The 13508-nt window shown below is 45.0% G+C and carries 13 protein-coding genes; all 13 read left to right on the top strand.

The genetic code is table 11. From position 1 onward, the window contains the following. The first annotated feature begins 490 nt into the window (after positions 1–490). The 13 genes from GPUN_RS13420 (at position 491) to GPUN_RS13790 (ending at position 13431) form a co-directional block, all read left to right on the top strand. A complete protein-coding gene (locus tag GPUN_RS13420; RefSeq protein ID WP_006007752.1) occupies positions 491–1144 on the top strand; it encodes an alternative oxidase in 654 nt (217 codons plus the stop codon). Between the two features lie 320 nt (positions 1145–1464). Next, a complete protein-coding gene (locus tag GPUN_RS13415) occupies positions 1465–2787 on the top strand; it encodes a flippase (RefSeq protein ID WP_006007748.1) in 1323 nt (440 codons plus the stop codon). A 51-nt stretch (positions 2788–2838) separates the two neighbouring features. Further along, the gene (gene gspG / locus GPUN_RS13410) at positions 2839–3306 is read left to right on the top strand and encodes a type II secretion system major pseudopilin GspG (RefSeq protein WP_006007746.1); all 468 of its coding nucleotides are present in this window, start codon (positions 2839–2841) and stop codon (positions 3304–3306) included. A 26-nt stretch (positions 3307–3332) separates the two neighbouring features. Beyond that, a complete protein-coding gene (locus GPUN_RS13405; RefSeq protein WP_006007744.1) occupies positions 3333–5006 on the top strand; it encodes a GspE/PulE family protein in 1674 nt (557 codons plus the stop codon). Then, complete coding sequence (locus GPUN_RS13400) at positions 5006–6208, top strand: type II secretion system F family protein (RefSeq protein ID WP_040521165.1); 1203 nt, start codon at positions 5006–5008, stop codon at positions 6206–6208. Before GPUN_RS13405 ends, GPUN_RS13400 begins: the two co-directional genes overlap by 1 nt. Positions 6209–6265: 57 nt before the next feature. Next, on the top strand, positions 6266–6733 hold the full coding sequence (locus GPUN_RS13395; protein ID WP_006007740.1) for a type II secretion system protein: 468 nt from the start codon (positions 6266–6268) through the stop codon (positions 6731–6733). Continuing rightward, positions 6720–7211 carry a PilW family protein gene (locus tag GPUN_RS13390; protein WP_040521164.1) on the top strand — a complete coding sequence of 164 codons (492 nt, stop codon included), beginning with the start codon at positions 6720–6722 and terminating at the stop codon, positions 7209–7211. The genes GPUN_RS13395 and GPUN_RS13390 overlap by 14 nt, the downstream gene beginning before the upstream one ends. After that, positions 7208–7951, top strand: a complete 744-nt coding sequence (locus GPUN_RS13385; protein WP_006007729.1) for a type II secretion system protein — start codon at positions 7208–7210, stop codon at positions 7949–7951. The genes GPUN_RS13390 and GPUN_RS13385 overlap by 4 nt, the downstream gene beginning before the upstream one ends. Next, positions 7952–8875 (top strand): type II secretion system protein GspK, encoded by a 924-nt coding sequence (locus GPUN_RS13380; RefSeq protein WP_006007727.1) that lies wholly within the window; start codon positions 7952–7954, stop codon positions 8873–8875. 105 nt (positions 8876–8980) lie between these two features. Beyond that, positions 8981–10087 carry a hypothetical protein gene (locus GPUN_RS13375; RefSeq protein WP_006007725.1) on the top strand — a complete coding sequence of 369 codons (1107 nt, stop codon included), beginning with the start codon at positions 8981–8983 and terminating at the stop codon, positions 10085–10087. Position 10088: 1 nt separating this feature from the next. Further along, a complete protein-coding gene (locus GPUN_RS13370; protein WP_006007723.1) occupies positions 10089–10649 on the top strand; it encodes a hypothetical protein in 561 nt (186 codons plus the stop codon). Beyond that, complete coding sequence (locus tag GPUN_RS13365) at positions 10649–11335, top strand: hypothetical protein (protein WP_006007721.1); 687 nt, start codon at positions 10649–10651, stop codon at positions 11333–11335. The genes GPUN_RS13370 and GPUN_RS13365 overlap by 1 nt, the downstream gene beginning before the upstream one ends. Beyond that, positions 11332–13431 carry a secretin GspD/PilQ domain-containing protein gene (locus tag GPUN_RS13790; RefSeq protein ID WP_006007719.1) on the top strand — a complete coding sequence of 700 codons (2100 nt, stop codon included), beginning with the start codon at positions 11332–11334 and terminating at the stop codon, positions 13429–13431. The genes GPUN_RS13365 and GPUN_RS13790 overlap by 4 nt, the downstream gene beginning before the upstream one ends. Positions 13432–13508 lie beyond the last annotated feature (77 nt).

Here is a 13508-nt window from a genome sequence, read left to right as displayed (position 1 = left end):
TGGATCCGCACTGGGCTTGGCAAAAAATAAATCCTTTTCAAAGCAGTAGTCTGCGTAAATCACGCGGCTCGCGCTTATTCTATGGTTTAAAAAAACCGCTATTACTAAGTTTATAAGCAGAACCTGAGAACTTACGCATGTTTTCATCTTCGCCCACAACAAGGTCATTACGACCATTCACATAGCCTTTTGTCTTGCAGTCAGACAAGTCTGATCTACCCGAACTCTCAATGCTTTTCAATATCAAAGATGTCGTCTTATTTACTGATGAAAAAGTGTGCATTTTGTTATGCGCATGTCGCCTATTATGGACTATTTTGTTAATGAATAATTAACGTAAATATTTATTTACGGAGCAGCGCGAAACTCGCGTAACATAAGGGTCACAATGCATATCCTACGCGTAATTAAGTTACAATATAGTAGTTGTTATGACTGATAGAAACGTTTTAAAACGCCTATTAAATTTGTTATTAAAGGGGTAATTACCATGAGCCAAATACTTGAATATTCATTCAAAAAAGAAGTCGCAGATCCGCTTAGTAAACATCATATGCCGGCTGGCACCTCTGATCGATTCGCCTTTCGCTTAACTAAGTTATTACGTTTTTTTGCCGACCATTTTTTTGCGAAACGCTACGGGCATCGTGCCGTTGTACTTGAAACCGTAGCAGCTGTGCCTGGCATGGTTGCTGGCATGGTGCGCCATATGCGCTCATTGCGTCGAATGAAAGACGACAGAGAAGCGATTCATACATTGCTTGAAGAAGCTGAAAATGAGCGCATGCATTTGATGACCTTTATAAAAATTGCCCAGCCCAGCTTATTTGAGCGGTGGTTGATTATACTTGCACAAGGGTTTTTCTTTGCTAGTTTTTTCATTTTATACGTAGTTTCTGGCCGAACCGCGCATAGGCTAGTAGGGTATTTCGAAGAAGAAGCGGTATATAGCTATACCGAATATTTAGCTGCAGTAGACAGTGGTCTATTGGAAAACGTGCCGGCTCCTGATATTGCTATCGACTATTGGAATTTGCCGAAAGACGCAAGACTTCGCGACGTTATTATTGTGGTTAGACAAGATGAAGCTGGCCACAGAGACGCAAATCATCAATTTGCTAATAATTATGATCAGGAGTCCTAAATTCGGTTCAGGCTCACCCTTAATCTAGATTACTCGCCCAATTATACAAAACCTCATTCAAGCTCGAAAAGTTGAGGTTTTCTTTTGTAGATAGGCAACACCCCCATATTCAAAATAGTCCTTATAAAGTTGGTAGATAATAGTCTCATTTGCCGCGCTAACTGTATCTGTTATTTACCCTTGCTTTACTTGTATATGGTCTCAAGTATACTCATCGGCAATTATTTAGTGCAACAAGCGGTCAAGTTTGAAAATGAAGACTTTACAAAAATCACTAAGGGTATTCATGATTGCGTCAACAGTAATTAAACAGGCGTAAAATGTTTAAAGAAGTGCTTGCGTTTGTCGCCAAAATGCGAAGATATTTGTTTAACTCGGGCTGGATAATGCTCGAGAAGATCCTCTCCCTTGGTATAACCTTTTTAGTTACCCTGCTAGTAGCTCGCTATTTGGGGCCTTCACAGTTCGGCCTACTGGCGTATGCTATGTCGTTAACGGCCCTGTTTGGTGTGGCCGGGCATGCGGGTCTCAGCGGTTTGGTTATGCGCGAGTTAGTGCGTAATCCCGATAAAATCCATGAAGTTTTGGGCACCAGCCTAGTGATGAAGGCAATTGGCTATTTCGTGGGTATAGCGTTAGTGCTAATATTTACGTTTAGTACGGAAGAGCTTGGTAGCGACGGGTTTTATATACTCATTATTTTATCGTTTACAATGCTACTTAAACCCTTTGATGTTATCGATTTTTGGTTCACCTCACAGCTTAAGTCTAAATTCAATACTTACGCTAAAGTAAGCGCCATGCTCATTGTTGCTGGATTAAAAGTATTATTTGTATATATGGGTGCGCATATTCTTTATTTTGCGCTGGCCAATACATTGCAAGTTGTGCTTGCATCTGTGTTACTCATCGTTTTGTATCAACATAAAAGTAAGCTGTCGCTTTTCAGTTGGCAAGCATCTAGGAAACGCGCCCAACAGCTGTTTTCTGAGGGTTGGATGGTATTTCTTGGCTCTATTTTTGCGATAATTTACCTTAAAACCGATCAGGTAATGTTGAAGTGGCTCGTTGGCACCGAAGAAGTGGGTATTTACGCCGTTGCCGCGATCTTGTCTGAAGCTTGGTATTTTGTGCCGGTTGCAATTGTGACATCGTTTTTTCCAAAGCTCATTAATATGCAAAAACAGAACGACCCACGCTATGCGCCCTCAATGCAGCAGCTGTATGACGTTTTGTTTCTAATTGCAGTGTCCATCGCAATTTTAGTCACCTTGTTCGCTGGGCCAATCATTAGTAGTCTGTTTGGAAGTGATTATGCAGGCTCTGCAGATATCTTAATTATTCATATATGGGCAGGCTTATTCATATTTATGCGCGCGGCTTTTAGCAAGTGGATACTGATTGAAAAGCTCGTTGTATTTTCGCTGGTAACCCAAGGCTTAGGCGCTTTTGTGAATGTGGGCTTGAATTTATATCTTATTCCTCGTTTTGGTGGCGAAGGCGCGGCGTACGCGACTATAATTTCGTACGCGGTAGCGTCTTACTTTAGCCTTTGTGTGCATCAAAAAACGCGACCTGCGTTTTTTATGATGAGCAAAGCGATGGTTTCCCCAATTCGTTTGCTGCTAAACATGGCTAAATAAAGAACTTGTAATGTCGATAAATGACTTGCTAAGTATTATAGGGCAAGTAAAATGCTGAGTAATGCGCCGCCGGTTTACCCCCGTGGCGGCACTTACATTTTTGCATGGAAAATAACACAGGTGTATATGAATAAAATAAGAGTTGTGCGGGGCTTTACCCTCGTTGAGCTTCTCATCGTTATGCTAATTCTAGGCTTGCTAGCCTCGTTAATAGCGCCGCAAATGTTTGGCAGAGTTGATTCATCAAGAGTGCAAACCGCAGAAACGCAAATGCGAATGCTTGAAACCGCTTTAAACACATTTCGAATCGATACCGGCAGATTTCCCGAAAACCTTGCAGAGCTTCGCGCAAGCGAGCATTCAATGTGGAACGGTCCCTACCTGCCGCGAGAACTGCCAATGGATCCTTGGGGCAACGCTTATGTTTACCGAGTGCCAGGCGAAGATGGAAGACCGTTTGCACTCATGTCATTAGGCCCTGAAGGGCAAGAAGCCAGTGAAGACGTTATCCGAAACTAACGACAAGCGCACTTGACAGGAGTGAGATGGAAAGTTTATTACGCAATGATTTTGCAATCGCTGAAGATGAATTACGCAAAGCCGTTCTTTATCAGGAGCGTAATGGTGGTAATTTAGAAAAAATATTAGTGAGCTTGGGCGCGTTATCTTCTGAGCAACTCCCCCATATTTATAGCAAGGTTTTTGCGCTGCCATTTTACGAAGACGCGCAAGCAAGTGAAGAGCTTTGGGGATCACTTAGCAAAGAGCTGCAGTCATCATTGCTTGCCCATAATATCTTACCTTTACACAATACCGATAAAAAGCTAACGCTGTTGGTGCAAGACCCGACCATGCCGGCTTTAAATGAGCTCTTAATTCGCTTACCTAAGCTCTTGTCACAGGCCGATGTACCCGTGAATGAGCTGCAGGTCAGTTTGGCCTCTGAAGTTGTATTTGAACGCATTAAAAAACAGCTGCAGGCGCACGCGCCGGTTTCAAACACCTCTGGGCTAAGTGTATTTGAAGAAGATCGCTTGCGTGAAATGGCGTCAGAAGCGCCCACGGTAAACCTGCTAAACACCCTCATTTCGCGTGGCCTAAGGCGACGAGCTTCCGACATGCACATTGAACCAAGCAGCGGTAGAGGCCGAGTGCGCTACCGTATTGATGGGGTTTTGCATGAAACCGACTCAATCCCCATACTCATGGTATTGCCAATCGTTACCCGTTTAAAATTACTGGCAAGCATGGATATAGCAGAAAAACGCCGCCCCCAAGATGGCAAAATTGAATTAAGAGTAGACGGTAAAGATGTAGACATTCGCGTTTCGGCATTGCCCGTATCTGGCGGTGAAAGCGTTGTAATGCGATTCTTATTACAAGAATCGTTAGAGTACGATGTTGCCAAACTGGGCATTGAGGCCGATATTGAAGCCGATTTAATGCTCGACATTGCCTCCACCTCCGGTGTGGTATTACTTACCGGCCCTACTGGCTCGGGCAAAACGACCACTTTGTATTCCTTTTTATCGCGCCGCAACGAATCTGGCATCAAGATCATTACTATTGAAGATCCGGTAGAGTACCAACTTGAAGGGATCAATCAGGTGCAAGTACAATCCGATATTGGGTATACCTTTGCCGGCGCTTTAAGAGCCGTTGTTCGCCAAGATCCTGATGTCATCATGGTAGGTGAAATACGCGATTTTGAAACCGCCTCCATTGCATTGCAGTCGGCGCTTACTGGTCACTTAGTATTTTCAACACTGCATACCAACGATGCCCCAAGTGCATATACTCGACTGCTCGATTTAGGCGTAGAGCCGTTTTTATTGAGCGCCGCCGTAAAATCCATTGTGGCACAGCGCTTAGTACGTCAATTGTGCCCACACTGCGCCCAGCTTGATGAAACTGCAGCAGACATAGTCAAAAATTTACAAATGAGCTGGCTTTCAACATTATTACAAGAGCAACCCACTTATAAAAAAGCAGTAGGCTGCGAACATTGTGCAAATACCGGTTACAATGGCCGTATAGCCGCCATTGAATACATGCGCTGTGATGACGATCTGCGGGCTTTGCTTGGTAATAAGAATTTTCTGATAGAAGCGCGCCAGCTGAATAAGAGTAAAGGCAGAAGAACGCTGTTAGAAGATGGCGTTTTAAAAGCGATGAAAGGCATAACTACTATAGACGAAGTGGTTAGAGTGGCCGGATAGTGAATCAATTTCGTTACGTAGCGTACAATAAATCGGGCGTTAGGCAAGAATCGTTGATTAATGCGATGAATATTGCTGAGGCCCGAAAGCGACTTGAATCTGATGGTCTTTTGTTGGTTTCTCTTGCTATTCGCAACAACGACAGCTTCAGTATAAGTATGCCTGGCGGCAGTACGCTCAATACAAAAGATGTCGAATTTTTCACCGCTGAAATGGCGCTTTTGCTCCACAGCGGTCTTAAAGTCGACAGAGGCCTAACCATTTTGCGTAATAACGTGGAAAAGCCAGCGCTGCAGAATTTACTTGATTCAGTTTATCAAGACGTAAAACAAGGCCTTACCTTATCCTCCTCCCTGGCAAAATTTTCTATATTTGATGCACTTTATATCGGCCTGCTGCGCATTGCAGAAGAAACCGGAGAGCTAGCAACAACCTTTGAGCGCCTTGCTTCCGAACTAAAATATCAGCTTGAGTTAGCCAATAAAGTGAAGCAGGCTTTAATTTATCCGAGCGTTATTCTTGCCGTGTGTGTACTGGCTTTGGTCTTTATTTTTAATTTCGTTGTACCAAATCTTACCTCATTATTCAGTGCGCAAGATGATTTGCCTTTATATACAGTTGCCTTACTCAACGTGAGCCAGTTTATGCAAGATTTTCAACTTTACTTGCTTGTTTTGTTTCTTGGCGCCGGTTTTTTACTGTACCAGCAGCGCAATAGCGCTTGGGTTGAGCGCTTAGTTGACACTATGCGCGATCGCCTGCCGGTGGTGTCAAGCGCAAATTTGTTAGTTGAGCGTATTCGCTTTAACGCCGCCCTTGCCACCATGCTTTCGTCAGGCGTGGCCATAGATCGCGCGCTAAAGCTTGCGCAAGGAACGTTGCGCAGTAAATCTTTGCGTCATGAAGTGGGTGTTGCCTGCGAAAGTGTTCAGCGCGGCGAAGGCTTAGCGCAAAGTATGAGTGAAACCCGAATATACCCCCCCTATTACGCGTCGTTATTGAGCATTGGCGAAGAAAGCGGCAAATTAGAGCGCGTATTCACCGAAATAGCCGACCGTTCACGCACCGATTTCTATAACTGGGTTACTCGGTTCACCACCTTATTAGAGCCCATTTTAATTTTAGTGATGGGCACAATAGTGGGCACTGTGGTAGTTATCATGATGCTGAGCATTTCTGCTATCACCAACGTGGACTTTTAAGTCGTGGCTAGCGTGCTTACATTAGGATCAAAGCCAAGGCATTTAAATGTCAGGCGTGTGGCAGGATTTACCTTAGTTGAATTACTGGTTGTATTGGCAATATTAGGCATAGCGCTAAGCTTAGTAGGGCCTTTTACTATTAATCAACTCGACAAGGTAAAGCGCGCACAAGAGCGTGAAGAAATAAGGCTGCTGCTCAATGAATGGCAGTTTAGGGCGTTTAATCAGCGCCGCACGATTCAGCTAGGGTTTTCGGGTAGCCAGTTATTAGTGAGTCGCGGTAGCGCTATTAATCGACCTCAGGTAGAGCTTGAAAGCCAAATAGCAAGCTATGAGTTCGCTTTTAGTCAGTTTCCGTCACAGTCGATAATTGTGAACGCCCATGGTTATGCAAATTATGATCAACTACAGCTTTTACAGGGCGAGCGAGAATTTACCCTTAACATTGTGAACACTGGCCTTATTACCGGCAGTAAGGCAAATGCTACAGCTGGGTTTGGGGCTAGTGTTAATGCAACTGACTAGTCAAAATATACGCGCATTCAAAAAAAACCAAGGCTTCACGCTTGTGGAAGTGTTAGTGGCTGGCCTGATCCTTTTTCTCACGTTAGGGGCAGGGCTACGAGCATATGAGGTGGCCATGAATGGCAGCTATCGCGCCGCCCAGCATTTAAAAATGCTGCAGGTAACTGAGTTTGTGCAAGCGCACATTCACAAAGCCATTAACGATGAAGTGCAAGACGCCGAGCAAACAGGGCGACAAATTAATGAACTTGCCGGTCAAACTAACTTAATGGAGGTTGCCATTAATTGGCAAGCGGTGCTTTTTGAGCGCGGTTCGCCGCCGCGCCGGTATGACGAAAATATTGGCGCTGAAGCAGATTTCGAACCTCGCTTTTTCAAGTTTCAAGTAACGTTACGCTTAACTTTAAATAAGCGCGCGCAAAGTTTTACGTATACTGAGTTAGCGTGGTTTAAACAATTAAAAGTAGCCCAGTCGTGAACACAATAATCGACGGTTCTAGGGCATTGGCCCCAAAAAACAAAGCGCATGGCTTTACCCTAGTTGAAGTATTGCTTACCATGGCTATTTTGAGCATGCTCATGCTTACAGCAACTTATGCCTATAACTACATTACCCAAAATTGGAAACGCAACCAGCAGCTGTATGAAAGTGAGTTAGCGCAGTATAAAAGCGCCACTTTGGTATATCGCGCAGTGGCTCATACTCAGCCCAAAATAGTAAAAGGGGAAGGCACTGCAAGTTTGCAAGGCGCAAGCTCACGCACAGGTTTTTATTTTTTAGGGCGTGATAATGGATTTACCGCTTACACTCACTCAGCCGCCCAAGATCCGGCTTACCCCGCCGTTTATCGCTTATTTCGCGAGCAGAGTGAAAACGGCCAGTTCAGTTTAATTTATGAAGAGGCAATGTTAAATGACGTGCTTCTTTTACGCGCTCAGCAAAATCTTCCATTTTCTTTTCGCCTAACGGTGGCAACTGAGCTAAACAGCCTAAACTTTGAATATTACGGCTGGGCGTCAGCAACCATAAGAATGAATGCCAATCCTGAAGTAGGTACGCAGCTGTTTACGCCCGAGTGGTTCAAACAATACGATGGTATGGAAAGAGTTCAACACCCCCTTGTGGTCCAAGTCAGGATTGAAGATTTTCTGTGGCCAATACCAGTGCTTGATTTGTCATCTGAACTTCTCAACAGACGCTTTGTTGGCGAAGAATAAATGACTCAGCAGACTAAAAAACATAAGGGCCTAGCCTTAGTACAAGTGCTCTTACTCGTGGCCATGCTATCAATACTGTTACTGCTTATGACAGCGAATACCCAGCAACAGCAAAAGCAGGTTATTGCCTTACAAGCGCAGCTTGACCAGCATTTTCGTTTGTATTCTACAGGCAATGATATGGTGTATAGCTTGCTTACGCATAGTTGGAATAGATCTGCACAAGCTAGCGCGAGCGGTTCTACTATAGTGCAAAGCGCTGCCAATAAGAGCGGCGGCGTAAATGCTTGGCACGAGCATTGGAATTTTTATGCATCTTCGTTTGCGCTTAACGATTACTCAGCGCGGATCACAAATTTGAATAGCTTAGTTAGCATACAAACCGCAGGCAGGCCCATGGTTTTATTGCTAAAACATTTAGGTTACGCTGAGGCTGAGGCAGTAAGTTTGGCAAATCAGGTACCGACACCATTTGCCACAACCAGTAGCTTTGGGCCTATGCAACTGCCTTCGGAGCAATCGCAGCAAGAAGATTTTTTGCCGCTGCAGCATATCCATGAATTATCACTGCTCCCGGGCTGGGATAAAGAATTAATGCAGCGCGTCACCCCTTATGTTACTACCTACAGCTCACGACTTTTGAACGAAGCCTATATGCCCAATACCATGCTGGAAATGATGGTAACTAAATCTCAGGCTGATATAATCCGGCTAATGCGTGCTGAAGGTAGCTTTAATAGTATACAATTTGAAGCCGTGACTGAATTGTTGGCAGATGAGCTGCGCAGTTTTTTTGTTGGCCCCGATTTTCGCATTGAGGTTTGGCACAACAGCTCTCCCGATTTTGTAAGAGTGCTTGAAGCACGATTATTGCCTTATCAACCCACTGCTGTTGAATTTCGTTATCAAGGTTGGGGCTATTAATAAGTTAAGTGAGCGCCGTTGTAAAGCGCCAAAAAGGATTTACTAGCTAGCGCTTTAGCAAACCAACAAACCAACAAATAACAATAAGTGACCACAGGAACACGAATGATTGGCAAGCGAATGGATAAAAAAGTAGCGGATGGGGCTAAGCGCTTAGCGCTTAGCGCTGCGGTTTACTTTAGTGGCCAAGAACAAGTCCGCTTAGATGCTAGCCCTTGCAATGTGGCCAAGCCCTGGCTACTTATTCTGGCTAAGTCTTGTTATCAAGAAGAGATTGAGTCGTTCCCCATTAAATCAGCCAGTGAGTTAAAGCAATTACTCGAGTTGCAGCGCCCTAAAGACGCTCTTACCCGTTATTTCATTGGCCCTTACATTAATAATCAGCGGCTAGTGTACAAGATTTTTATTGACCCCAACTACGCCGTTCAAGCAAGTGCTGCGCGCCTGCTGGTGCCAGAAACGGTTTTGCTGAGTGAGTTTGCACCATTAGGTTTCACCAGTATAAGCTTGTATGCAACACAAACGGTTATTTCGGCACAGCATTTGTGGTACTACAAAGGACCAAAGCAGGGCTTGTCGGTGTTGCAAGGTGGCTTGGTGCAAACTGAAGACGCAGCGCGCGTAATGCTTGGGGTTAGCAGCGCCGCGCCCACTCAGCAGTGGCATTTTTCGCAGTATCTTAATGTTATCAGTGAAAATTGGTGGCGTTTACCATTGGGCTGGTGGCTGGCCGCACGTAATGTGCAAGAACATAAAGAGCCTTTACCTTGGCCTAAATTATTCGGTGCTGGCATCGTAATTTCGATTGTCTATGGGCTTGCTTCTTCTAGCTATCTGCACTTTGCAAATGAATGGCGCGCAAAGCAGTTGGTGAATATGAGCAATGATGTTACCCAGCGACTAGGGGAGCGTGAAAGCTTTGATGGTAACCTTAGCAAATTAAGCGCCTTAAAAAAGGCTGGTGAAATTGAAGCTCAGCAGCTACACGCATGGAATATCATTGCTTTTTTAAATATAAACGACATTGATATAAACCAAATAAGTGCGAATAACGAGTATTTAGAGTTTAGTGGTGAAACTAACAGCGCCACTGACTTAGTAACCCAACTTAATAGTTTAGCCGGCGTAGCGCGAATCGAATTTATTTCACCGGTAAGAAGAGGGCGCGCCGGAGAAACCTTTCGTTTACGTATTCAATTGGTAGCAAATTAATATGGCAAAGACAGCGGTTAGCAGTAACCAAAAAAAACTGCTTATTTCATTATTAGCAGTGCTGGCTGTAATGCGTTTTTTTGGTGTGCCGTTTATAGCTAAGCAAACCGAGCAAATTACGCAGCTAAATCTTACTTCACAGCAGCTCGAGCGCGCTACTCGTTTGTTAGAAAACGATATCAGCGAAGAGCGTGTTAGGCAAGTTAGCGAGAGTTTGCAAGCCAACGAGAGCGAGTTTCTTCAACACCTAGAAGCAAATACATTTCGTTTGCAGGCGCAAACTGCTATACAGCAAGCCGCCGCCGTTTATTCCACGCAGCTTGAGTTATTTGACTGGTTAAGCAGTGAACCGCGCCAGCAAGGATATTTACAAGTACATCAAGCGCGTATTGTGCTGCAGGGTACTTCGCAAAACGTCGCGCAAGCGCAGCTTGCTATTCAACAGCAGGTGCGCGGTTTAAAGGTATTAGAGTTTGTCTTGCGCGAACAACGTGCAAGGGCTAGGCGCGAAGGCTCAGCTACCTTAACAATGTTAATCGAAATGACAGGGGTGCGAAGATAATGCGTTTACATGTAGCCCAATACACCCGCCTGCCTTTTATCATTGTTGTTGGGGTTTTGTTATTGGTTTTTTTAGTTGACTTTATGCAGCGTGTTTGGCGCCCGCTAAACCCGCAAGAAGTGAATATTTCCCAGTTTTCTGAAAATGCTACGCAAGTAGAAACCGCCTTTAAACAGCCTGCCTACTTAGCGCAGTGGCTGCAAGGCAATGAGCAAGAGCAAGACCAAGCTGACGTTGTTACCAATAACGACAGTGAATTAGCCGCAGAAGTAGTGGCTATGCCGGGTAGCACAGCGCTTAATAATGAAAATGTGCGAATTCGCGCTATTTTTATAAGTGGTAATAAAGACGGTAATAAAGCTGGCAGTAAAGCCGGTAATAAAGCCGGCAATAACACCACAAATAATACAAAATCTAAAGCGGTCGCTGTCGCCGAAGTGCAAAATACTGAAACAGGCGAAGTAAGCAGGGTACTATTGCGCACTGCCGATACTATTTCGGCTTGGAAAGTCAGCCTAATTGAAGTTAACCAAGTGCTGCTAACTAAAAACAATGCGGCAGAAGATGCTGCAGGTCCGCCGCAAATTGCGCTATACGTTTTTGAACCAATAGCTAGCGCGCAAAAAACTGACGAGCCAACAAACAATGGGCTTACACATAATAAAAAATCTGGCTCTGGAGAATGAAAGTGGTGTTACCAATAATTAAATTACAGCGAGTAATAAAAGCAGCGGCGTTCATTAGCGTGTTAGCCGTTCTTGCGGGATGCGCGCAAACATCACGCCAATACATTGTAGATCCGTCACGTATGGCAAGCGACGAACGCGTTGATAGTCAACAGTCAGATGTGGGTACCATTGCCCCCTTAGAGCGCGCAGAGGCGGGCATTAAACGTTTAACCCCGCTAATGCTTGAAGAGCGAGAACTACAGCAGCACGAAAATGCCGCGCAATTTTTTTCTGATAACGATCAGCAGCAGGTTTCAGCCGATGAACTCGCAGTTAGCGACTTTGTGCAAACAATCTTGGGCGATGTGCTAGCAGTCAATTATATTATTACCGATGAAGCGCGGCGAGTAGGCGGCAGCGTTACCCTAAATGTTGCTGAACCAGTATCGTCACGCCGTTTATTTGTACTGGCGTCAGAATTGTTAGATGAGCGAGGGCTTAGCCTCACGCGCCGTGATAACGTATTTTATGTTACCCAAAAAGAAAACAACAGCCGCGGCGGCGCCATTATCGGTCGCGGCCGTGAGCGCGCAGACGTGCCCGATACTGTGCTGCCGGTATTACAAATTATTCCACTACGCTACGGCATAACCCTTAGCATTGAGCGTACCTTGCGTAGTTTAAGCAGTGCTGTTATCACCCCTGATTTTGATCAAAACGCACTATTTGTGCAAGGGCCACGCAATGAAGTGTTGCGCGTAATCGATTTAGTTAATCTACTCGATGTGCGCGCGCATCGAGGGAAATTTGTGGGCTTGCTACAGCTTACTTACATAACAACTAAGGAATTTACCGAAAAAGCCAGCCAGTTACTCGCCGCCGAGGGTATTCGGGCTTCTACATCGGCTTCAGGAGGCAATGCACTGCTAATGGTGCCAATTGACCAAGTCGGCGCAGTGGCGCTATTTGCGGGCGAAGATTTTATACTGCAGCGCGTTGAGTATTGGGCAAAGCAAATTGATAGGCCAACGCAAGGTGCTGAAAAACGCTACTATATTTATCATCCGCAATACGCCCGTGCATCAGACTTAGGGGCATCTATAGCGCCACTACTTAGTGGAGATGCTGGCGCAAATGCAAACCAAAGCCGCGATACTCAATCAGCCCAAGGGGGCCAGCAGTTGGTAGCAGGCTCACAACCGCGCAGTGGGCAGGGCAATAATCAGGGCCCTCAGGTTGTTAATGTAGTAAGTGAGGATTTGCGCATGACCGTAGACGAACGTTCAAACAGCATAATATTTTTTACTTCAGGCCAAACCTACGCATCATTACTCCCTATAATTCAACGACTCGATATAATGCCAAAACAAATTTTACTAGACGCGACTATTGCAGAAGTGACGCTTACCGATGAATTTGCCTTAGGCTTCGAATTTGCCTTTCGAAGCGGGCGCTTAACGGGCGGAACATTGGGCCGATTAGGCCTACCAGGCGGTGGTGTTGGCCTGAATTGGTCTGACGGCATAGGCGATATTTTAGCTAGTCTTTCGGCCAGTACGAATTTAGTTAATGTGCTGTCAAACCCTACTTTAGTGGTGCGCGATGGGGTGTCAGCAAATATTAGTGTGGGCAATGATATTCCAACCGTTGGTGCTACGGTATCCGATCCTATTCAAGGCGACAGGCAAACCACCGTAGTTAATTATCGTAAAACGGGCGTTGACTTAACGGTAACCCCCACTATTAATGCCAGGGGCTTAGTGATATTGAAAATTGAGCAGCAAATATCGAATGAATCAGAGGGTGGATCGAATATTGCCGGTTCCCCTTCTATTTTTGAGCGCTCAATTAGAACAGAGGTATTAGCGCAAAGTGGGCAAACCGTCTTACTAGGCGGCTTGATTTCTGAAAATACGACCAACAATAATGCGAGGGTGCCCGGCCTTGCCAGCTTGCCCTTAGTGGGACACTTATTTAAGAGCCGCAGTGAGTCTAAAGTGAAAACTGAGTTGGTTATTTTTATAACCCCACGGGTAATTGAAAGAGCAGATCAATGGACCGAGATACGTGCACGCATCTCTGAAGGCTTAATAAACCTAAAGATTGCCGAATAATGGTCGATAAAAACGGGTAACAGAAAAGGGCGTGTAACGACAAGATTTACCCACCGGCGTTGTATCACAAGAAGGTG

This window comes from Glaciecola punicea ACAM 611, from assembly GCF_000252165.1.
Classification (GTDB): Bacteria; Pseudomonadota; Gammaproteobacteria; order Enterobacterales; family Alteromonadaceae; genus Glaciecola; species Glaciecola punicea.
Note: the sequence above shows the minus strand (reverse complement) of the source record. Positions and strands in the feature narration are given on the sequence as shown.